General features: G+C 69.5%; 17 protein-coding genes. 12 read left to right on the top strand and 5 right to left on the bottom strand.

Translation table 11 applies throughout. From position 1 onward, the window contains the following. Positions 1 to 136: 136 nt before the first annotated feature. From AC5P09_RS21470 to AC5P09_RS21455, 4 genes are all read right to left on the bottom strand, one after another. On the bottom strand, positions 137 to 292 hold the full coding sequence (locus AC5P09_RS21470) for a hypothetical protein (protein ID WP_493875441.1): 156 nt from the start codon (positions 290 to 292) through the stop codon (positions 137 to 139). Next, on the bottom strand, positions 293 to 544 hold the full coding sequence (locus tag AC5P09_RS21465) for a hypothetical protein (protein WP_493875440.1): 252 nt from the start codon (positions 542 to 544) through the stop codon (positions 293 to 295). 70 nt (positions 545 to 614) lie between these two features. Continuing rightward, complete coding sequence (locus AC5P09_RS21460; RefSeq protein WP_493875439.1) at positions 615 to 1,001, bottom strand: hypothetical protein; 387 nt, start codon at positions 999 to 1,001, stop codon at positions 615 to 617. A gap of 643 nt (positions 1,002 to 1,644) precedes the next feature. After that, positions 1,645 to 2,937, bottom strand: coding sequence for an MFS transporter (locus AC5P09_RS21455; protein ID WP_493875438.1), 1,293 nt, complete (start codon positions 2,935 to 2,937; stop codon positions 1,645 to 1,647). Between the two features lie 82 nt (positions 2,938 to 3,019). Here AC5P09_RS21455 and AC5P09_RS21450 point away from each other — a divergent pair, with 82 nt between their 5' ends. The 10 genes from AC5P09_RS21450 to AC5P09_RS21405 all read left to right on the top strand — a co-directional run bounded on the left by AC5P09_RS21450 (position 3,020) and on the right by AC5P09_RS21405 (position 11,539). Then, positions 3,020 to 3,967, top strand: a complete 948-nt coding sequence (locus tag AC5P09_RS21450) for a helix-turn-helix domain-containing protein (RefSeq protein WP_493875450.1) — start codon at positions 3,020 to 3,022, stop codon at positions 3,965 to 3,967. 596 nt (positions 3,968 to 4,563) lie between these two features. Continuing rightward, positions 4,564 to 5,175: a tyrosine-type recombinase/integrase gene (locus AC5P09_RS21445; RefSeq protein ID WP_493875437.1), complete on the top strand. Its 612-nt coding sequence runs from the start codon at positions 4,564 to 4,566 to the stop codon at positions 5,173 to 5,175. An 824-nt stretch (positions 5,176 to 5,999) separates the two neighbouring features. After that, complete coding sequence (locus AC5P09_RS21440) at positions 6,000 to 6,287, top strand: helix-turn-helix domain-containing protein (RefSeq protein ID WP_493875436.1); 288 nt, start codon at positions 6,000 to 6,002, stop codon at positions 6,285 to 6,287. Continuing rightward, on the top strand, positions 6,284 to 6,904 hold the full coding sequence (locus tag AC5P09_RS21435; protein ID WP_493875435.1) for a hypothetical protein: 621 nt from the start codon (positions 6,284 to 6,286) through the stop codon (positions 6,902 to 6,904). The genes AC5P09_RS21440 and AC5P09_RS21435 overlap by 4 nt, the downstream gene beginning before the upstream one ends. A gap of 188 nt (positions 6,905 to 7,092) precedes the next feature. Further along, positions 7,093 to 8,040 carry a site-specific integrase gene (locus AC5P09_RS21430; RefSeq protein ID WP_493875434.1) on the top strand — a complete coding sequence of 316 codons (948 nt, stop codon included), beginning with the start codon at positions 7,093 to 7,095 and terminating at the stop codon, positions 8,038 to 8,040. After that, positions 8,012 to 8,230, top strand: a complete 219-nt coding sequence (locus AC5P09_RS21425; protein ID WP_493875449.1) for a tyrosine-type recombinase/integrase — start codon at positions 8,012 to 8,014, stop codon at positions 8,228 to 8,230. Before AC5P09_RS21430 ends, AC5P09_RS21425 begins: the two co-directional genes overlap by 29 nt. 165 nt (positions 8,231 to 8,395) lie before the next feature. Next, complete coding sequence (locus AC5P09_RS21420) at positions 8,396 to 8,647, top strand: HNH endonuclease (protein ID WP_493875433.1); 252 nt, start codon at positions 8,396 to 8,398, stop codon at positions 8,645 to 8,647. Between the two features lie 71 nt (positions 8,648 to 8,718). Continuing rightward, positions 8,719 to 10,023, top strand: coding sequence for a bifunctional 3-oxoadipate enol-lactonase/4-carboxymuconolactone decarboxylase PcaDC (pcaDC, locus tag AC5P09_RS21415; RefSeq protein ID WP_493875432.1), 1,305 nt, complete (start codon positions 8,719 to 8,721; stop codon positions 10,021 to 10,023). A gap of 34 nt (positions 10,024 to 10,057) precedes the next feature. Then, positions 10,058 to 10,693, top strand: a complete 636-nt coding sequence (locus AC5P09_RS21410) for an MBL fold metallo-hydrolase (RefSeq protein WP_493875431.1) — start codon at positions 10,058 to 10,060, stop codon at positions 10,691 to 10,693. A gap of 66 nt (positions 10,694 to 10,759) precedes the next feature. Next, entirely contained in the window at positions 10,760 to 11,539 is a 780-nt protein-coding gene (locus AC5P09_RS21405) for an exodeoxyribonuclease III (protein ID WP_493875430.1), read from the top strand. Here the strand turns inward: AC5P09_RS21405 and AC5P09_RS21400 are convergent, their stop codons facing one another. Then, positions 11,540 to 13,306, bottom strand: a complete 1,767-nt coding sequence (locus AC5P09_RS21400) for an SGNH/GDSL hydrolase family protein (RefSeq protein ID WP_493875429.1) — start codon at positions 13,304 to 13,306, stop codon at positions 11,540 to 11,542. 172 nt (positions 13,307 to 13,478) lie between these two features. Between AC5P09_RS21400 and AC5P09_RS21395 the strand changes: the two genes are divergently transcribed. Together AC5P09_RS21395 and AC5P09_RS21390 are read left to right on the top strand one after the other, a co-directional pair. Next, complete coding sequence (locus AC5P09_RS21395; RefSeq protein WP_493875428.1) at positions 13,479 to 13,886, top strand: DUF6278 family protein; 408 nt, start codon at positions 13,479 to 13,481, stop codon at positions 13,884 to 13,886. A gap of 126 nt (positions 13,887 to 14,012) precedes the next feature. Further along, the gene (locus AC5P09_RS21390) at positions 14,013 to 14,756 is read left to right on the top strand and encodes an amino acid ABC transporter ATP-binding protein (protein ID WP_493875427.1); all 744 of its coding nucleotides are present in this window, start codon (positions 14,013 to 14,015) and stop codon (positions 14,754 to 14,756) included. The last annotated feature ends 195 nt before the right edge of the window (positions 14,757 to 14,951 follow it).

The raw sequence follows: 14,951 nt of genomic DNA, 5'->3' as shown, positions 1-14,951 counted from the left end.
CTGGCCCGTACCGTTCGGGAAGGGGCTGTCGGAAAAGGACCCGAACCACAGGCACCTCGTCGGCAGCCTACTTCACTCGGCGAGCGGCACGGAGAAACGGACCGGTGGCAACACCGGCACCGCGCTCCGTGCCGACTCAACAGTTGCGGCGGTTGTCCTTCCCGGTGCGGCGCCGGGTGCGGATCAGGGTGCCGTCGATCAGGACGACGTGGCCACCCTTTCGGGCGACTTTCTTCAACGCGCGGTCCAGGCGCTCGGCTCGCGCGGCGAGCAGGCCGATCACCTCCAGCACTCAACGCCGCACCGTCGTGGCGGAGATGCCGTTGCCGCCCGCCAAGTCGGCAAGCCGCTGGTCATGGCGGAGAACGGCGAGGACGACCGCGGCGATCCGCCCGGCCGACAGCTTGCGCCACCTTGAGCGGATCTTCTTCAGGTGACCGCGCAGCAGGTCGCCGAGGAAGGTCAGGGTGGCCGTGGACAGGGTGAGGCTCGACTGGTAGACAACCGTCTCAGCGCCCCTGGCGGAGCTGGTCTTGTTTCGCATACGACATCAACTGCCGCCGGGGGCACGGATGTTACGGCCTCAGCCGCATGACGTTGCCGCCCCGGCGCGCTCACAGCGTGGTGGTGAACTTCCCGTCGGCCAGCTTGCGCAGCCAGCCCCGCTCCGCGAGCCGGTTCAGCTTCGCACGCAGCGCCTCCGAACGGGCCGGCTCCAGAGAGATCCCCAGCTCACCGCAGACCTGCTTCACCATGACCGGCCCATCCGCCCGCCGCACCACGTCCATGATCCGCTGATAGTCCGCGGGCAGGACCATCTCGTCCATGTCCCGCTCACGTGGCGGCACCGCCACCACCGCACGGCCCGCGACCTGCCCGGCAGGCGATGTCACCGCCGGCTCGGCTTCGGCACGCAGCTGCTCGGCCAGCCGACGCGCGACCCGCTCGGCGACGGTGAGTTCCTCCAGCTCGTCGCGGACCTCCTGCAACTGCTGGCTCAACTTCTCGGCCTGCAGCTCCAGTTCGGCCCGCGGGCCGTGATCAGCGCACGAAGGTCCACTTCCGCATCCTGGGCCACCTTGATGCACCTCCTGCCCGGATCGTAGGGACACCCGCCTCGCGCACGCCGGGGAACCCGCAGATCCGTGATCGCAGGAACAGCAGACGATCTTGAGCTACGACAAGCGCCCCCGGCCAGTACGAGTACACGAGCAACGACTCACACCAGCCCTGTGACCAGCGACTTCAAGATGGTGGATCTTCAGTGAGAATCCGACATCTTCAATGCGACAGGACAAAGGGGGAGTCTCAGATCCGTGGCCGATCGGCCACCAGGTTTGAGCCGGCTGAATGCTTACGGAGCTTCAACCACTGGTTCGCTCTCGCTACACCTTCTGACCTCGCTAGACGGACCCGCGCCGTCCGGTAGTCCCAGCACGTCCCGCCGTTGTCGGGCCGCTTGCCACCCTCTCCGGCGTTCCCCGGATCAGGCTGCCCCCAGCTTCACCAGACCGCTGCGACGGCCGGGCGGTGTCGGCCTTTCACCTCCACTCGATTACGTGGTACTTCGTGGCGCACTCCGCTGTCATCCAACCAAGGCGTTTGACAGCGAACCCAGTCCTCCGCGTTTCCTTGCCAATGAACCTAGTCCTGTGAGGTGAACGCGCTGGGGGCGCTGGGCTGGGGAGGATGCACCCGAAGCTGAGGGGGATGACCTCGGTCCCGCTCCGAAGTCCCAGTGTCCTGTTCCTGTTCCTGTTCCTGGTCCTGTCCCTGATGGCGTCCATGCCGACGCGCTGTACGGCTTGGAGCGCACGTCAGGGCAAGGGCCGCGACACCCGCCGTGAGGAGGAACGCGGCTCGCAGGCCGTGGAGTTCGGCGTACGTACCGAGCAGTGCGGGCCCCGCGATCGTGCCCAGCCCCAGGAAGAAGACGGTGACGCTGAAGCCGGCGGAGGGCCGCTCGGGAAAAACGCGGTAGCTCCACACCGCAAGGATCCCGGATCCGGCCATGAAGCACGGGCCGTAGAGCAGGGCGGAGAGGGCGACGGCGGGGGGTGAGCCGGGGGCGAGGCCGAGCAGGGCGAGGGCGACGGCGATGCCGGAGAAGAGCCCGGTGTGGACGCGGTGCAGCCCGTACCGCGCGACGGCGTGGCCGGTCAGCGCGCCCGCCGTGCCGGCCGCGCCCATCAGCGACCAGAACAGGGGCGCGGTTGCGGAGCCGGTGCCCGCCGCGTCGGTGATCGCTTCGACGGCGAAGGACCAGTAGACGGCGCCGACGAGGCCGTAGATGACGGCGGTGAGCAGGAGCGGCAGTGCGCTGCGACGGTACGTCGGTCGGACGCTGCTCTGTATCCGTCGGCTCGAACCCCCGGGCAGCACACGGGCGTTGTACGCGGTCGATGCCAGCGCCGCCAGCGCGAAGGCCAGCCACGCGTACCGCCATCCCGTGCCGCGGGCGAGCAGCGCCAGCGGGCCCGCGACCACGACGGCGAAGGCGGTCCCGCTGGCGATGGTGCCCATGACGTGCTCGCGCCGCCCGGCCGGCACCATCCGGTCGACCGCGTCGGAGTAGGGGGCCCAGGCCCAGCCAGAGCTCGTACCGGCGAGAATCAGCCCGGTGATCAGCAGCCCTGGCTCCTGGGCGAGTGCCACAAGCCCCATCCCGACGGCGGCGGAAAGCCCGCCGGTGAGGACGAGCGGGCGCGGTCCGAAGCGTGTGATGAGGGCGCGGACCATCAGCAGCGCGGCCAGGTAACCGATGTACGTGGCGCTGCCGATCAGCCCGACGAGGGAGACGGAGAGCCCGAACTCCTCGCGCAGCTCGGGGAGGAAGAGACCGTATCCGTACCGTGCGAAACCGAAGGTCACGCCGATCGCCGAGATCCCGGCGAGGGCCAGCCGGTGGCCGGGCGTGGTCAGTGAGTTCCATGCCATGCACCCACCATCCGACCAGCGCCCACGCCACACCACTGGCGAAAACGTCAGCCTCCCGTAGATTTACGCCATGGTGCTGCGTGTGGTGGTGACCCTGTTGGAGGAGACCTCGCTGTTCGAGCTGGCCGTGCCGTGCGCGGTGTTCGCGGGTGAGGGGTACGAGCTGACGCTGTGCGCCACGGCCCCGGGAGGCGCCCAGCGCGCTCCTGGCGGTCTGCGCCTGGAGGCCGAGCATGGCCTTGAGTCGCTGCGTGAGGCGGATCTGATCGTGGTCCCGGCCTGCATGATGGAGGGCTACGAACCGCCGGCCGCCCTGCTCGACGCGCTGCGCGAGGCACATGCCCGTGGGGCGCGGATCGCCTCGCTCTGCTCGGGCGCGTTCGTGCTGGCCGCGGCCGGGCTGCTGGACGGGCGTCCGGCGGCGACCCACTGGATGTACGCGGAGGAGCTGCGCCGCCGACATCCGTACGTACGCGTCGACGACCGTTCCCTGTACGTCGACGACGGCTCGATCCTCACGAGCGCGGGCACGGCCGCGGCCATCGATCTGTGCCTGCACATCGTGCGCGGCGACTACGGCACGGCAGCGGCGGCGGAGGTCGGCCGCCGGATGGTTGTGGCCCCGCACCGGGAGGGCGACCAGACCCAGTACGCACTGCCGCCGGCCCCTGTCCCACCGCAGGCGGAGGGCCTCGGGCCGGTGCTGGACTGGGCGCTGGCCCGGCTCCACCGTCCGCTGACGATTGCCGAGTTGGCGAACCGAGCAGGGATGAGCACGCGGACGTTCGGCCGCCGCTTCGCGGCGGAGGTGGGCGTCACCCCGCTGAAGTGGCTCAACCAGCAGCGGCTGGCGCGGGCGCGGGAGTTGCTGGAGACGACGGATCTGGGGGTGGATGCGGTGGCGGAGCGGAGCGGGCTGGGCAGCGCAGACAGCTTGCGCCAGCACTTTCACCGTGCGCTGGCGACAACCCCGGCGGCGTACCGGCGCACCTTCCGGGTCGGCACCCCTCAGAGGCTGTCGAGCAGCTGATCACACGCGCAGTTCGACTATCGGGATTCGCCCCCTGGCATGACGCCGGGCCCGGAATGATCAAGCGGCTGCAGAACCGTGCTACGACTGACGGGCACCCCGAAGACCCTGACCAAAGCGGGCGCCGACCCGATCGGCGAGTGTGGACCGGAGCTCTCGGTCCACTGAGCGTGCCGCGTCAGATCCGCTATCTGCTCACCGAAGGTCCGAGGCACGCAGATACCTACGAAGCCAACCAGCCGTCATCGAGGTTCTTGCCACCCAACCTAGTCCGCCCAGGTCAGACGACAGAAAAACGACTGACTTCGCCGTATGGTGCGGGATCTCATTGCGCTCGGCATGTACCAATGCTGTGACCTGCCGATCTCTGCTCTGTCTCGCACCTGTGGCCATGCTCCTGTCTCAGGAGCGTGGCCATTTCCTAGGTCGGTTCTGACGCGGGAACTATGCCGGGCGTCCGGTGCGTCTTCTGGGAACCGTGGGCGAGCGGTCATGAGTACGCTGCGGACGGGTGGGCCGGGACTTGGGGGTGCTGTGCGGGCGGGCGAGCGGGTGGCGGGGAGATACGACCTGGTGGAACGGTCGGCCGGGGAGGCATGGGGGAGGTTTGGAAGGCCCACGACCTGGAGTCGCGTGCGTTCGTGGCCGTGAAGCTGTTGCTGGCCGAGGTGGGGGACGAGGAGGCCGTGGCCCGGTTCCGCTTCGTTCCTCCGGGGCGCACGGCGCCCGGGTGTTCCTACACACTGGGCCCACACCTCCACCTGCGCAAGCGCGATGGCCACCCGCGGGGCGCGGCGAACAAGAACCGAGGCACGGTCGTCCTGCCTGTTCCCGGACCCGTGGAGATGTTGTACGCCGACTGGATGCGCGAGCGACTCGGCATCCGCCGCGCCGGAGACAGCCCGTGGGCCTTCGTCTCATTCCCCGGACCAACCGGCGACCCGGGCGGCGAGGCGATCGGCAGCCGGCGGGTGCAGGACCTCATCGCGAATCTTGCCGAGCAGGCCGATCTGCGCCACATCCACCCGCACATGCTGCGTCACACGTTCGGCGAAACCGCCGCGGACATCGACGTCGCACGCGACGTCCTTCAGCGCCTGCTCGGCCACAACGACGTGAACAGCCAGGACACCTACCGGAACGTCTCCGACGGCAGGATGGTGCAGGCCGCCCAGACCGTCACCAACAAGCTCTTCGGATCCCCATGACCTCCGCAACCCCTCAACCTGCTGCGGCGCCCGCCTGTGGGCCTGAACCCGACTGGGACTACCTGGTCGCACACGGCCTTGACCGCACCGCACTTGAGCTGCACTTCCCGCTCGGCGCCGACTGGCACACCCTGCGCTCCTGCGTACACCCAGCCTGCGACCGTCCCGCGAGCAATTCCCCTGGCTGTGCCGGCGGTGCCTGGCAGCCTGGCGCTCGACCGGCTCCCCAAGCGATGTCGCCGCGTGGTGCGCTTCCGCACCGGCTCCTCCGTCACGCCGGATCTACGGCGAGAGCCCCTGCCGGGTCGGCTGCGTTCGACCGGCCGAGGCGAGCGGATCGTGCAAGACCTGCGCCGGGGCCCGCGCAAAGGCAGGACTCACCGTCGACGCATACTTGGCCACCCGCCCAAGGCCCCGCCAGGGATTCGGCAAGTGCCTTGTCCGCGTCTGTCCTCGTATGGCGATGCAGAAAAGCACCCGGCTGCACACCGCGGTCGACGAGGCTGACCGCCAGCGCCTTCCTCACTCATCAGTTGCAGCGCATAGTGCGTGCGGCGGACAATCGGCTGCCGGAGATCAAAGAGGCAGCAGACCATGCTCTGGACCGGATTCGGCAGGAGATGGCCGCCTAGCTTGGCCCCGTTCCAGAGCATCACCGGATGGCCTCGGTCGGCCGCGTTGAGGAACCTGGTCATGGGCTCATCGCACCGCGCGTCCAAGTCGCCTGCCAGGGGAATCCCGAGGGGGAAAAGTCTGTCAAGGGGGAAACCACAGGGGGACTTGGGGCCATGATTGGGTTCCGTCCACCGACAGAGGTCACACTCATGCCAGTAGATCCGTTCGCCGAACTGCTTCTACGGCTCCGTCAGGAGGCCGGACGCACGCAGGAGCAACAGGCAGCCGCGATCAACGCTGTCTCCGGTCGGGACACCATGACCCGCCGCGAGATCAACCGCTACGAGCATGGTGAGAACATCCCCACCAACCACACGCTGCGCGCATTTCTGTGGCCTGCGGCTTTCCTCCTGAACGACTGCAGCGGGAGGCGGCGGCCGCCCGCGCCCGGCGGAGGAAGGGGACGCGCCGTGAAGGGGAGGACCTGGACGACGTGAAACGCCGCACGCTGATCGGGGGCGCCGTGCTCGGCGCAGCCGCCGCTGCCGAACCTTGGGGCCGTCTTGCGCATGCCCTCGGCAGGGGATCCAAGATCGATTCGGTCACAGCGGGCGCCCTCGCTGATCGCGCCTGCGCCCTTCATGCGAGCGAGAATCACCTGACGGCCCACCGCCTTCAAGGCATGGTTGAGGCTCACCTTGACGCGATCACTGCCGTGCTACCGCGCGCCGGCGAACGCGAGCGAGAACTGACCATCGCTGCCGGAGAGACAGCCGCCTTGGCCGGATGGGTGGCTTGGGACTTGGGCGAGTACGAGAGGGCACGCGCCTACTACGAGGTCACGGCGGACTGTGCAGAGGCCGCCGGGCACCCGCCGCTGCGGGCCCTGGCCCTGGCCTATGCCAGCTACGGAGCCACTACGCCTGAAAAGGCTGTGAAGCTTCTGGCCCAGGCTGCCCACGATGTGCGGGGTCACGGCAATGCCACCGCTGCTGCCTGGGTCCACGGCCGCTACGACCACCATCGCCGGTTAGCCAAACCGGCGATCCTGGCGACCCTTGAGGGTGTTCGCATTCGGCTGCACTTGGCGGTGGAGCCGCAGCGGACCTGTTGATAGTGCCGCACGCCCCGAGGAGAAGAACGGCACCGTCTGCTGCCCTGATGGCCGCGGTGCCCTTCGCTGAAAAGCAGCGGTGCCTCCGCAATGTGGAGTTTCCACGCCCTGAAGGAGAGTGAGAAATCCTGTCCGATCCGATCAAGAAGCTCCCACCCAACACGAAGGGGCAAGTTCGGTACCGGTTCGTGGTCGATGTGGGCATCGACCCCGCCACCGGGAAGCGCAAGCAGCTAACCCGTACGTTCGGCACGCTGAAGGAAGCGAAGGCCGAGTATGCGCGCATCACTAACCGCCGCCAGGAAGGGACGTTCGTACCGCCGAACAAGGTCACTGTGAATGAGTGGCTTGACCGGTGGCTGGCCATGAAGGCTGGGGACCTGGAAGAAACCACTGTCTACAACTACCAGATCACCCTGGACCGGGTGCGGGGGAAGTTGGGCAATATCCGTCTTCAGGAACTCACTGAAGAGGACGTAGAACAGTGGATGCACTGGGCTCTGAAGCACGGGCGCGTACGTGGGGATAAGGCCGGTACTCCGCTCGGGGTGACCAGCGTGGACATGAGCCTTGCTCGACTGAAGGATGCTCTGAACCGCGCCGTGGCGCGTCGGCTGGTGGCCATGAATGTGGCCCAGCACGTGACCATTCCGCGTAGGGCACGCAAGGAAGAGCGGAAGAGCAAGCAGGAGGTGAAGCCCTGGAATGTCCAGGAGGTGCAGACGTTCGTTCATGGCGTCACGGAAGAGCGGCTCTACGCTCCGCTTCTCCTGTCCCTCATGGGTCTACGTCCGGCGGAAGTCTGCGGACTCCGGTGGGAAGACGTCGACCTGGACAATGCCACGATCACCGTTGCCAACACGTGCACGATGATGGGCCACCGGTACGTGGTGGAGAAGGGCACGAAGTCTATGGCCGGTGAACGGGAACTCCCGTTGCCCGCTCCGGTGCTGGCTGCTCTCAAGTCGTTCAAGGCTCTCCAGGCCAAGGAGAAGCTGGCTCTGGGTGAGGCTTACGCGGACTCCGGCTACGTCCTGGTGCACGAGACCGGAGAAGCCTTCACGATCAAGCAGCTCCGACGACGCGCGTACCGGCTCATGGAGATCGATTGGCCTTCGTCGGGTCCGGATCTATGACGCTCGTTCGTCGTGCCTCACGTACCTCGCCAACCACGGGGTGCCGGACCACATTCTTGCGCGGTGGGCCGGACACACGAACGTGAAGACCACCAAGAAGTGGTATGTGAAGCCGGATGTCGAGGATCTTCGCGAAGCCGCCACAATGTGGGATGGCTTGCACGGATCTGCGGTAGAGGGGCAAGCGTGAGCCCGGCGGCCCACCAGCCGAGCGACTTGCCCAGCCGTATGGCCAGCAAGATCGAAGTGGACCCGGAATCGGGCTGCTGGCTGTGGACGGCTAGCTGTAACAGGGAGGGCCCGTCGGGGCTACGGCACGGTCTCCTACCAGGGGAAGACGGACCTTGTTCATCGCGTGGTGTTCAGGCTGCTGGTGGGCGAGATTCCGGAAAACTTCCAGGTCAGCCATGCCCAGCCTTGGTGGCCCCACCACACGCGGTGCTGCAACCCGAACCACTTGGAAGTGGTGACGAGGGAGGAAGCTCTTGATCGCAGGGACTGGGACCGGGCGCGCCCGGAGGACCCATTGCCGGCACGGCCACGCGTACACGCCGGAGAACACGTACCTGGACCCCCGAGGGTTCCGGCAGTGCCGGACCTGTCGTAGCGCCAGCAACAAGAGCCGTTAGGTTGGGACCGGCCGTGTGAGATCCCGTGAGAGATGAGAGGGTCGGAAGGGTGAGCGAGACACCACCGAACACCCTGCAATACCGCTTTGACGGGCCAGAAGAGGCTCCCGTCCTGATCTTGGGTCCCTCACTGGGTACCACATGGCACATGTGGGACCGGCAGGTCCCCGAGCTGGCCAAGCAGTGGCGTGTCTTCCGGTTCGACCTGCCCGGGCACGGCGGCGCCCCCGCCTACCCGGCCGGCTCGGTCGCCGACCTGAGCACCCGGCTGCTGGCCACCCTCGACGGACTCGGCGTGCAGCGCTTCGGCTACGCGGGCTGCGCCCTCGGCGGCGCGGTCGGTATCGAGCTGGCCCTGCGCCACCCCGAGCGCGTCGCCTCGCTCGCGTTGATCGCGGCCTCGCCGCGCTTCGGCACGGCCGACGAGTTCCGGCAGAGAGGGGTGATAGTGCGGACGAACGGGCTCGATCCCATCGCCCGGACCTCCCCCGAACGCTGGTTCACCGGCGGGTTCGCCGCCGCGCAGCCCGCGATCACCGAGTGGGCGGTGCAGATGGTGCGCACCACCGACCCCGGCTGCTACATCGCGGCCTGCGAGGCGCTGGCCTCGTTCGACGTGCGATCCGAGCTGGCCCGTGTCGGCGTCCCGACCCTCGTCCTCGTCGGCTCGGACGACCAGGTCACCGGCCCCGCCGAGGCCCGCACGCTGGTCGCGGGCATCCCGGACGCCCGGCTCGCCGTCGTCCCCGGCGCCTCCCACCTGGTGCCGGTGGAGCAGCCCGCCGCCGTCACCGACCTCCTGGTGCGGCACTTCTCCACCGCCTGGCAGCCCGCCTTCGACTCGACCACGGGTCAGATGGCGGCGATCGTGGCGCCCCCGGTCAAGCCGGTCCTGTCCGCCGCGCCGCCGCAGCCCGCGCCCCGCGCCGAGATCGCCCCGGCCGCCGTGGAAGCCCCCCAGGGCCTGGGGCGCCCCGACCCCTACGACGCCGGCCTCAAGGTGCGCCGAGAGGTGCTCGGCGACGCGCACGTCGACCGGGCGCTGGCACAGGCCGACGAGTTCTCGGGCGACTTCCAGGAGTTCATCACCCGCTACGCCTGGGGCGAGATCTGGGACCGGCCCGGCCTCGACCGGCGCTCCCGCAGCTGTGTCACCCTCACCGCCCTGGTCGCGGGCGGCCACCTGGAGGAGCTCGCCTTCCACACCCGCGCCGCCCTGCGCAACGGCCTCACCCCGGCCGAGATCAAGGAGGTGCTGCTGCAGGCGGCGGTCTACTGCGGGGTACCGGCCGCGAACAGCGCGTTCAAGGTGGCCCAGCAGGTCATCCGCGAGGAGACGACCCCGACCGAGTGACCGCGCGTACCGGGCCGCGGGCAGGATGGACTCCATGAAGCTCACGAAGAAGTCGCACTCCTGCGTCCGCCTCGAGAAGGACGGGCGGACACTCGTCCTCGATCCCGGGGGATTCAGCGAGGAGGACGCCGCGGTCGGCGCGGACGCCGTTCTCGTCACGCACGAGCACCCCGACCACTTCAACGAGGGGCGGCTGCGGGCCGCCATGGAGGCCAACCCGGCCGCCGAGATCTGGACCCTCAGGTCGGTCGCGGAGAAGATCTCCGCCGCCTTCCCGGGCCGCGTCCACACCGTCGGACACGGCGACACCTTCACCGCCGCCGGCTTCGACGTCCAGGTCCACGGCGAACTGCACGCCGTGATCCACCCGGACATCCCGCGCATCACCAACGTCGGTTACCTCGTCGACGACGGCAGGGTCTTCCACCCCGGCGACGCCCTGACCGTCCCCGACCACGCGGTGGAGACGCTGATGCTCCCGGTGATGGCCCCCTGGAGCAAGATCTCCGAGGTCATCGACTACGTCCGCGAGCTCAGGCCCCAACGCGCGTACGACATCCACGACGCCCTCCTCACCGACCTCGCCCGCCCGATCTACGACAACCAGATCGGCGCCCTCGGCGGCGCGGACCACCAGCGGCTGACGCCGGGGGAGTCGGCCGAGGTGTGACGGTCCCAGGTCCCCAGGGGTCCCGGGCGGGCCGCGTTGTCAGACCCGCCCGGTAAGTTGTCGGGCATGCGCATCGCGACCTGGAACGTGAACTCGATCACCGCCCGCCTGCCGAGGCTCCTGGCCTGGCTGGAGAGCAGCGGCACCGACGTGCTGTGCCTCCAGGAGGCCAAGGTCGCCGAGGAGCAGTTCCCGCTCGACCAGCTGCGCGAGCTGGGCTACGAGGCGGCGGTGCACGCCACCGGCCGGTGGAACGGCGTGGCGGTGCTCTCCCGCGTCGGCCTGAAGGACGTGGTCAAGGGCCTGCCCGGCGACCCCGGCTTCGACGGCGCCCCGGAGCCCCGCGCCATCTCGGCGACCTGCGGCCCGGTCCGCGTCTGGTCGGTCTACGTGCCGAACGGCCGCGAGGTGGACCACCCGCACTACGCCTACAAGCTCCAGTGGTTCGAGGCACTGAAGGCCGCGGTCGCGGGCGACGCGGCGGGCAGCCGCCCGTTCGCGGTGCTGGGCGACTACAACGTGGCCCCGACGGACGACGACGTGTACGACAGGTCCGCCTTCGAGGGCTCCACCCACGTCACGCCCGCCGAGCGCGCCGCCCTGGCGTCCCTGCGCGAGGCGGGCCTGTCCGACGTGGTCCCGCGGCCCCTGAAGTACGAGCACCCCTTCACGTACTGGGACTACCGCCAGCTCTGTTTCCCCAAGAACCGCGGCATGCGCATCGACCTGGTGTACGGCAACGAGCCGTTCGCCAAGGCCGTCACCGACGCGTACGTGGACCGCGAGGAGCGCAAGGGCAAGGGCGCCTCGGACCACGCGCCGGTGGTCGTGGACCTGGAGGTGTAGTCACCCGGCGAGCAGTCTCAGGTCCACCGACCGAGCCAGCGCCGCCAGCCCCGCGTCCCCCGGATGCAGATGGTCCCCGCTGTCGTAGGCGGGCGGCAGCCGCGCGGGACGCGCGGGGTCGCGCAGCACCGCGTCGAGGTCGAGCACGCCGTCGAACTCGCCGGTGCTCCGGAGCCACGCGTTGACCGTGACCCGCTCGCCGTCGACGGCTGCCGTGCAGCGCGCCTCCCCCGCGCACGGCAGGATCGTCGCCGCCAGCATCCGCAGCCCCCGTGCGTGTCCCCGCGCGGCGAGCTCCCGCAGTCCCGCGATCACCTGCTCCGCCGTGGCACCCCACCGCATGTCGTTGACGCCCTCGAACACGACCGCCGTACGCGCGGACGTCTGCGCGAGGACGTCCCGGTCGAAGCGGTTCAGCGCGCTCACCCCGCCGGTGTCCGCGGAGACCCCATCCCCGGGATACCGGTCAGCGACCACACGGTTCGCGGAGATCCCCTGGTTCAGCACCCCATAGTGCGGGACCACATTCTGGGCCAGCAGACGGGTGGCCAGCACATTGGGCCACCGCCGGTTGGCATCCACCGTGGACCTGTCGCCGTCGGTGATCGAGTCCCCGAGCAGCACCACCGAACCCGGCCCGCCGCCCACGTCCACACCGGTCAGCAGCGGCCAGCTCGTCACCACCGAGGTGTACTCCGCCGGGGACCCGTCCGCCGCGTGATCGCCCGGCTCGCTCAGGTACGACCGCTGCGCCGCGAGCCGGTGCACCGGCGCCGCGGACACGGAATCCGGCAGATGGAAGCTCACCAGCAGATCGGCGTCCGCCGGCACCGTGAAGTCGAGCGGATCGCTGAACGCCTGCGCCCCCGCGGGGATCTCGACACCCATCGCACCCAGGAAGGACAACGGCACCGGCACGTCCCGCGCCGCCGCGCCCTCCGCCTGCACCGCCACGGTCGCGCTCCCGATCCGTACCGGCGCCGCGGCGAAGGTGTTGTCGAACCGCAGCCGCACCCGCGGCCCGCCCGCCGACGTGTGCACCACAAGCCTGAGCGTCCGGTCAGACCACGGTCCCACGGCCGGGTAGCCGGAGGTCGCGGCCGCCCAGCTCCCCGTCCAGCCGGGCGTGGCGGCCCGCACCGACAGCGCGAACACATGCAGGTCGGTCAGGTCCGGCAGCCGTACCGAGACCACCCGGCGCCCCGGCAGGATCGGCACTGTCACGACGTACAGCAGTGTCTGCTCGGCGAGTTGGCCGACAGGTGTGTTGATGTGCGGCAGCGCCACCGCCTTGGTGGCGAGTGGGCCGCGGCGCCAGTCGGGGGCGGTCAGCAGGTACGGGGAGCGGGTGGCGTCGGCGTACGCGACCGTGCCCGTACCGGTCACCGGCGCGCCGGCCGTGCCCGCGACCAGGAAGGCGAGCGCGTCACCGCTGCCGTCCACCCGGACGTCCTGCCTGCCGGCCCGCACGTTGTCCGGCTCGCCTGCCGCACGCCGAGGCCAGGTGAGCCGCGCCGCCTGCACGGTGAGCGCGCGGCCCGGCGTCCAGCCCGCGGCCGCCAGATCCCGCGCCGACAGGGAGGCGCCCGAGCCGTCGAAGTCCGCCTCGCCCGGCCGGGTGTCGTCGCTGACGGCCGTGTTGTCGAAGAGCCGCTCCAGCGGGACAGGTGCCGCCCGGCTTCCGGGGACCGCCGACGCGGCGCTCCCCGGCACGAGGGCAGCGAGCAGGGCCAGGACGACCGCACCACCCACCAGGCATCGGCGCACGACCGACTCCTTCCGATCACCACCCGCTCACTACGAGACGGACGGATCGCGAAGCTGAAGAGACACCAGTGACGGGTCAACGAGCCATGCGCGAACTCGGTGTGCAGCCGACCGGAATCGATGGCCCGCGCGCCTGTGGTGCGCACGGGGGTACGAATGACACGCTGGGCATATGAAGATCCCTTTTCTGGGCAACCGGCGTGACAAGCCCGGCGCCCCCGATCCCGAGGGCATCGCCGAACTCCTCTCCGAATGCGAGCTGCTGCGCTCCCAGGCGTCCCAGGAGGGCGTCCAACTCGACGACACGGCCGCCTCGTTGGAGGCGCTGGACCAGCTGGTGCCGCGCTGGCGGGACGACGAGGAGGTCCTGCCGTGGCTCGGCAACGACGCCGGGCTCTATCTCGGCACGGTCATCGTGCGCACGGTTCCCGGCGCCGCGTGGGACCTGTGGCCCGACGGCCAGCCCGTCATCCGGCTCGCCTCCGGCCGCGAGTTCGACGTCGTGGCCTCCGGGCAGGAGTGGGCCGTCAGCGGGGTGCCCGAACTCTCGCAGCTGTACGCCGAGGTGGCCGAAGCGTGAATCTCTGGCCCACGGAGCGACGTAAATACGGCTTATGCCCGAAAAGTGCGTGTCGTGCCTCAACCGCGATCTTGCCCGGATAAGTTGCGGCACCTACGACACAGCTGAGAGTGAGTAGGGCTGGGCATGGCCGTCGATCCGTTGATCGAACTGCGTGACGTCAACAAGTACTACGGGGAGCTGCATGTCCTGCAGGACATCAACCTCACCGTCGGCAAGGGGGAGGTGGTCGTGGTCATCGGACCTTCGGGGTCCGGGAAGTCGACACTGTGCAGGGCGATCAACCGGCTGGAGACCATCCGCTCGGGGTCCATCACGCTGGAGGGGCAGCCGCTGCCGGACGAGGGCAAGGCCCTCGCGGGACTGCGCGCCGAGGTCGGCATGGTGTTCCAGTCCTTCAACCTGTTCGCCCACAAGACCGTCCTCCAGAACGTCTCGCTGGCCCAGATCAAGGTCCGCAGACGCAAGAAGGAGCAGGCCGACCAGCGCTCCCGTGAACTCCTCGAGCGCGTCGGCGTCGCCGACCAGGCGGACAAGTTCCCGGCGCAGCTCTCCGGCGGCCAGCAGCAGCGCGTGGCCATCGCCCGCGCCCTCGCGATGGAACCCAAGGCGCTCCTGTTCGACGAGCCGACCTCCGCGCTCGACCCGGAGATGATCAACGAGGTCCTCGAGGTCATGCAGCAGCTGGCCCGGGACGGTATGACCATGGTCGTCGTCACCCACGAGATGGGCTTCGCCCGCTCGGCCGCCAACCGCGTCGTGTTCATGTCCGACGGCCGCATCGTCGAGGACCGCACCCCCGAGGAGTTCTTCACCGACCCGCGCAGCGAGCGCGCCAAGGACTTCCTCTCCAAGATCCTCAAGCACTGAGCGAGGGAGTGCGAACCGTGTTACGAGCCACCCGTATGCGCGCCGCCCCGGCCGCGCCGCTGTGCACCACGCCGCCGTGCTCCGGCCGGCCGGCTGCCGCCGCGGCCGAACCGGGGACGCCGCTGCCGGGTGGGACTCCCCCTACAGCCCCGACACCGTAGGGGGGTGGCAGTCCGCAGAGCCCATACCCGCCCG

This window comes from Streptomyces sp. a15 (assembly GCF_059026085.1).
This window is presented reverse-complemented; position numbering and strand designations above follow the sequence as displayed.

Excerpts from the sequence above, each read along its gene's own strand:
- AC5P09_RS21440 (WP_493875436.1), top strand. The coding sequence starts at position 6,000 with ATGCCAGTAGATCCGTTCGCCGAACTGCTTCTACGGCTCCGTCAGGAG.
- AC5P09_RS21395 (WP_493875428.1), top strand. The coding sequence starts at position 13,479 with ATGAAGATCCCTTTTCTGGGCAACCGGCGTGACAAGCCCGGCGCCCCC.
- AC5P09_RS21410 (WP_493875431.1), top strand. The coding sequence starts at position 10,058 with ATGAAGCTCACGAAGAAGTCGCACTCCTGCGTCCGCCTCGAGAAGGAC.
- AC5P09_RS21445 (WP_493875437.1), top strand. The coding sequence starts at position 4,564 with ATGGGGGAGGTTTGGAAGGCCCACGACCTGGAGTCGCGTGCGTTCGTG.
- AC5P09_RS21455 (WP_493875438.1), bottom strand. The coding sequence starts at position 2,937 with ATGGCATGGAACTCACTGACCACGCCCGGCCACCGGCTGGCCCTCGCC.
- AC5P09_RS21465 (WP_493875440.1), bottom strand. The coding sequence starts at position 544 with ATGCGAAACAAGACCAGCTCCGCCAGGGGCGCTGAGACGGTTGTCTAC.
- AC5P09_RS21405 (WP_493875430.1), top strand. The coding sequence starts at position 10,760 with ATGCGCATCGCGACCTGGAACGTGAACTCGATCACCGCCCGCCTGCCG.
- AC5P09_RS21390 (WP_493875427.1), top strand. The coding sequence starts at position 14,013 with ATGGCCGTCGATCCGTTGATCGAACTGCGTGACGTCAACAAGTACTAC.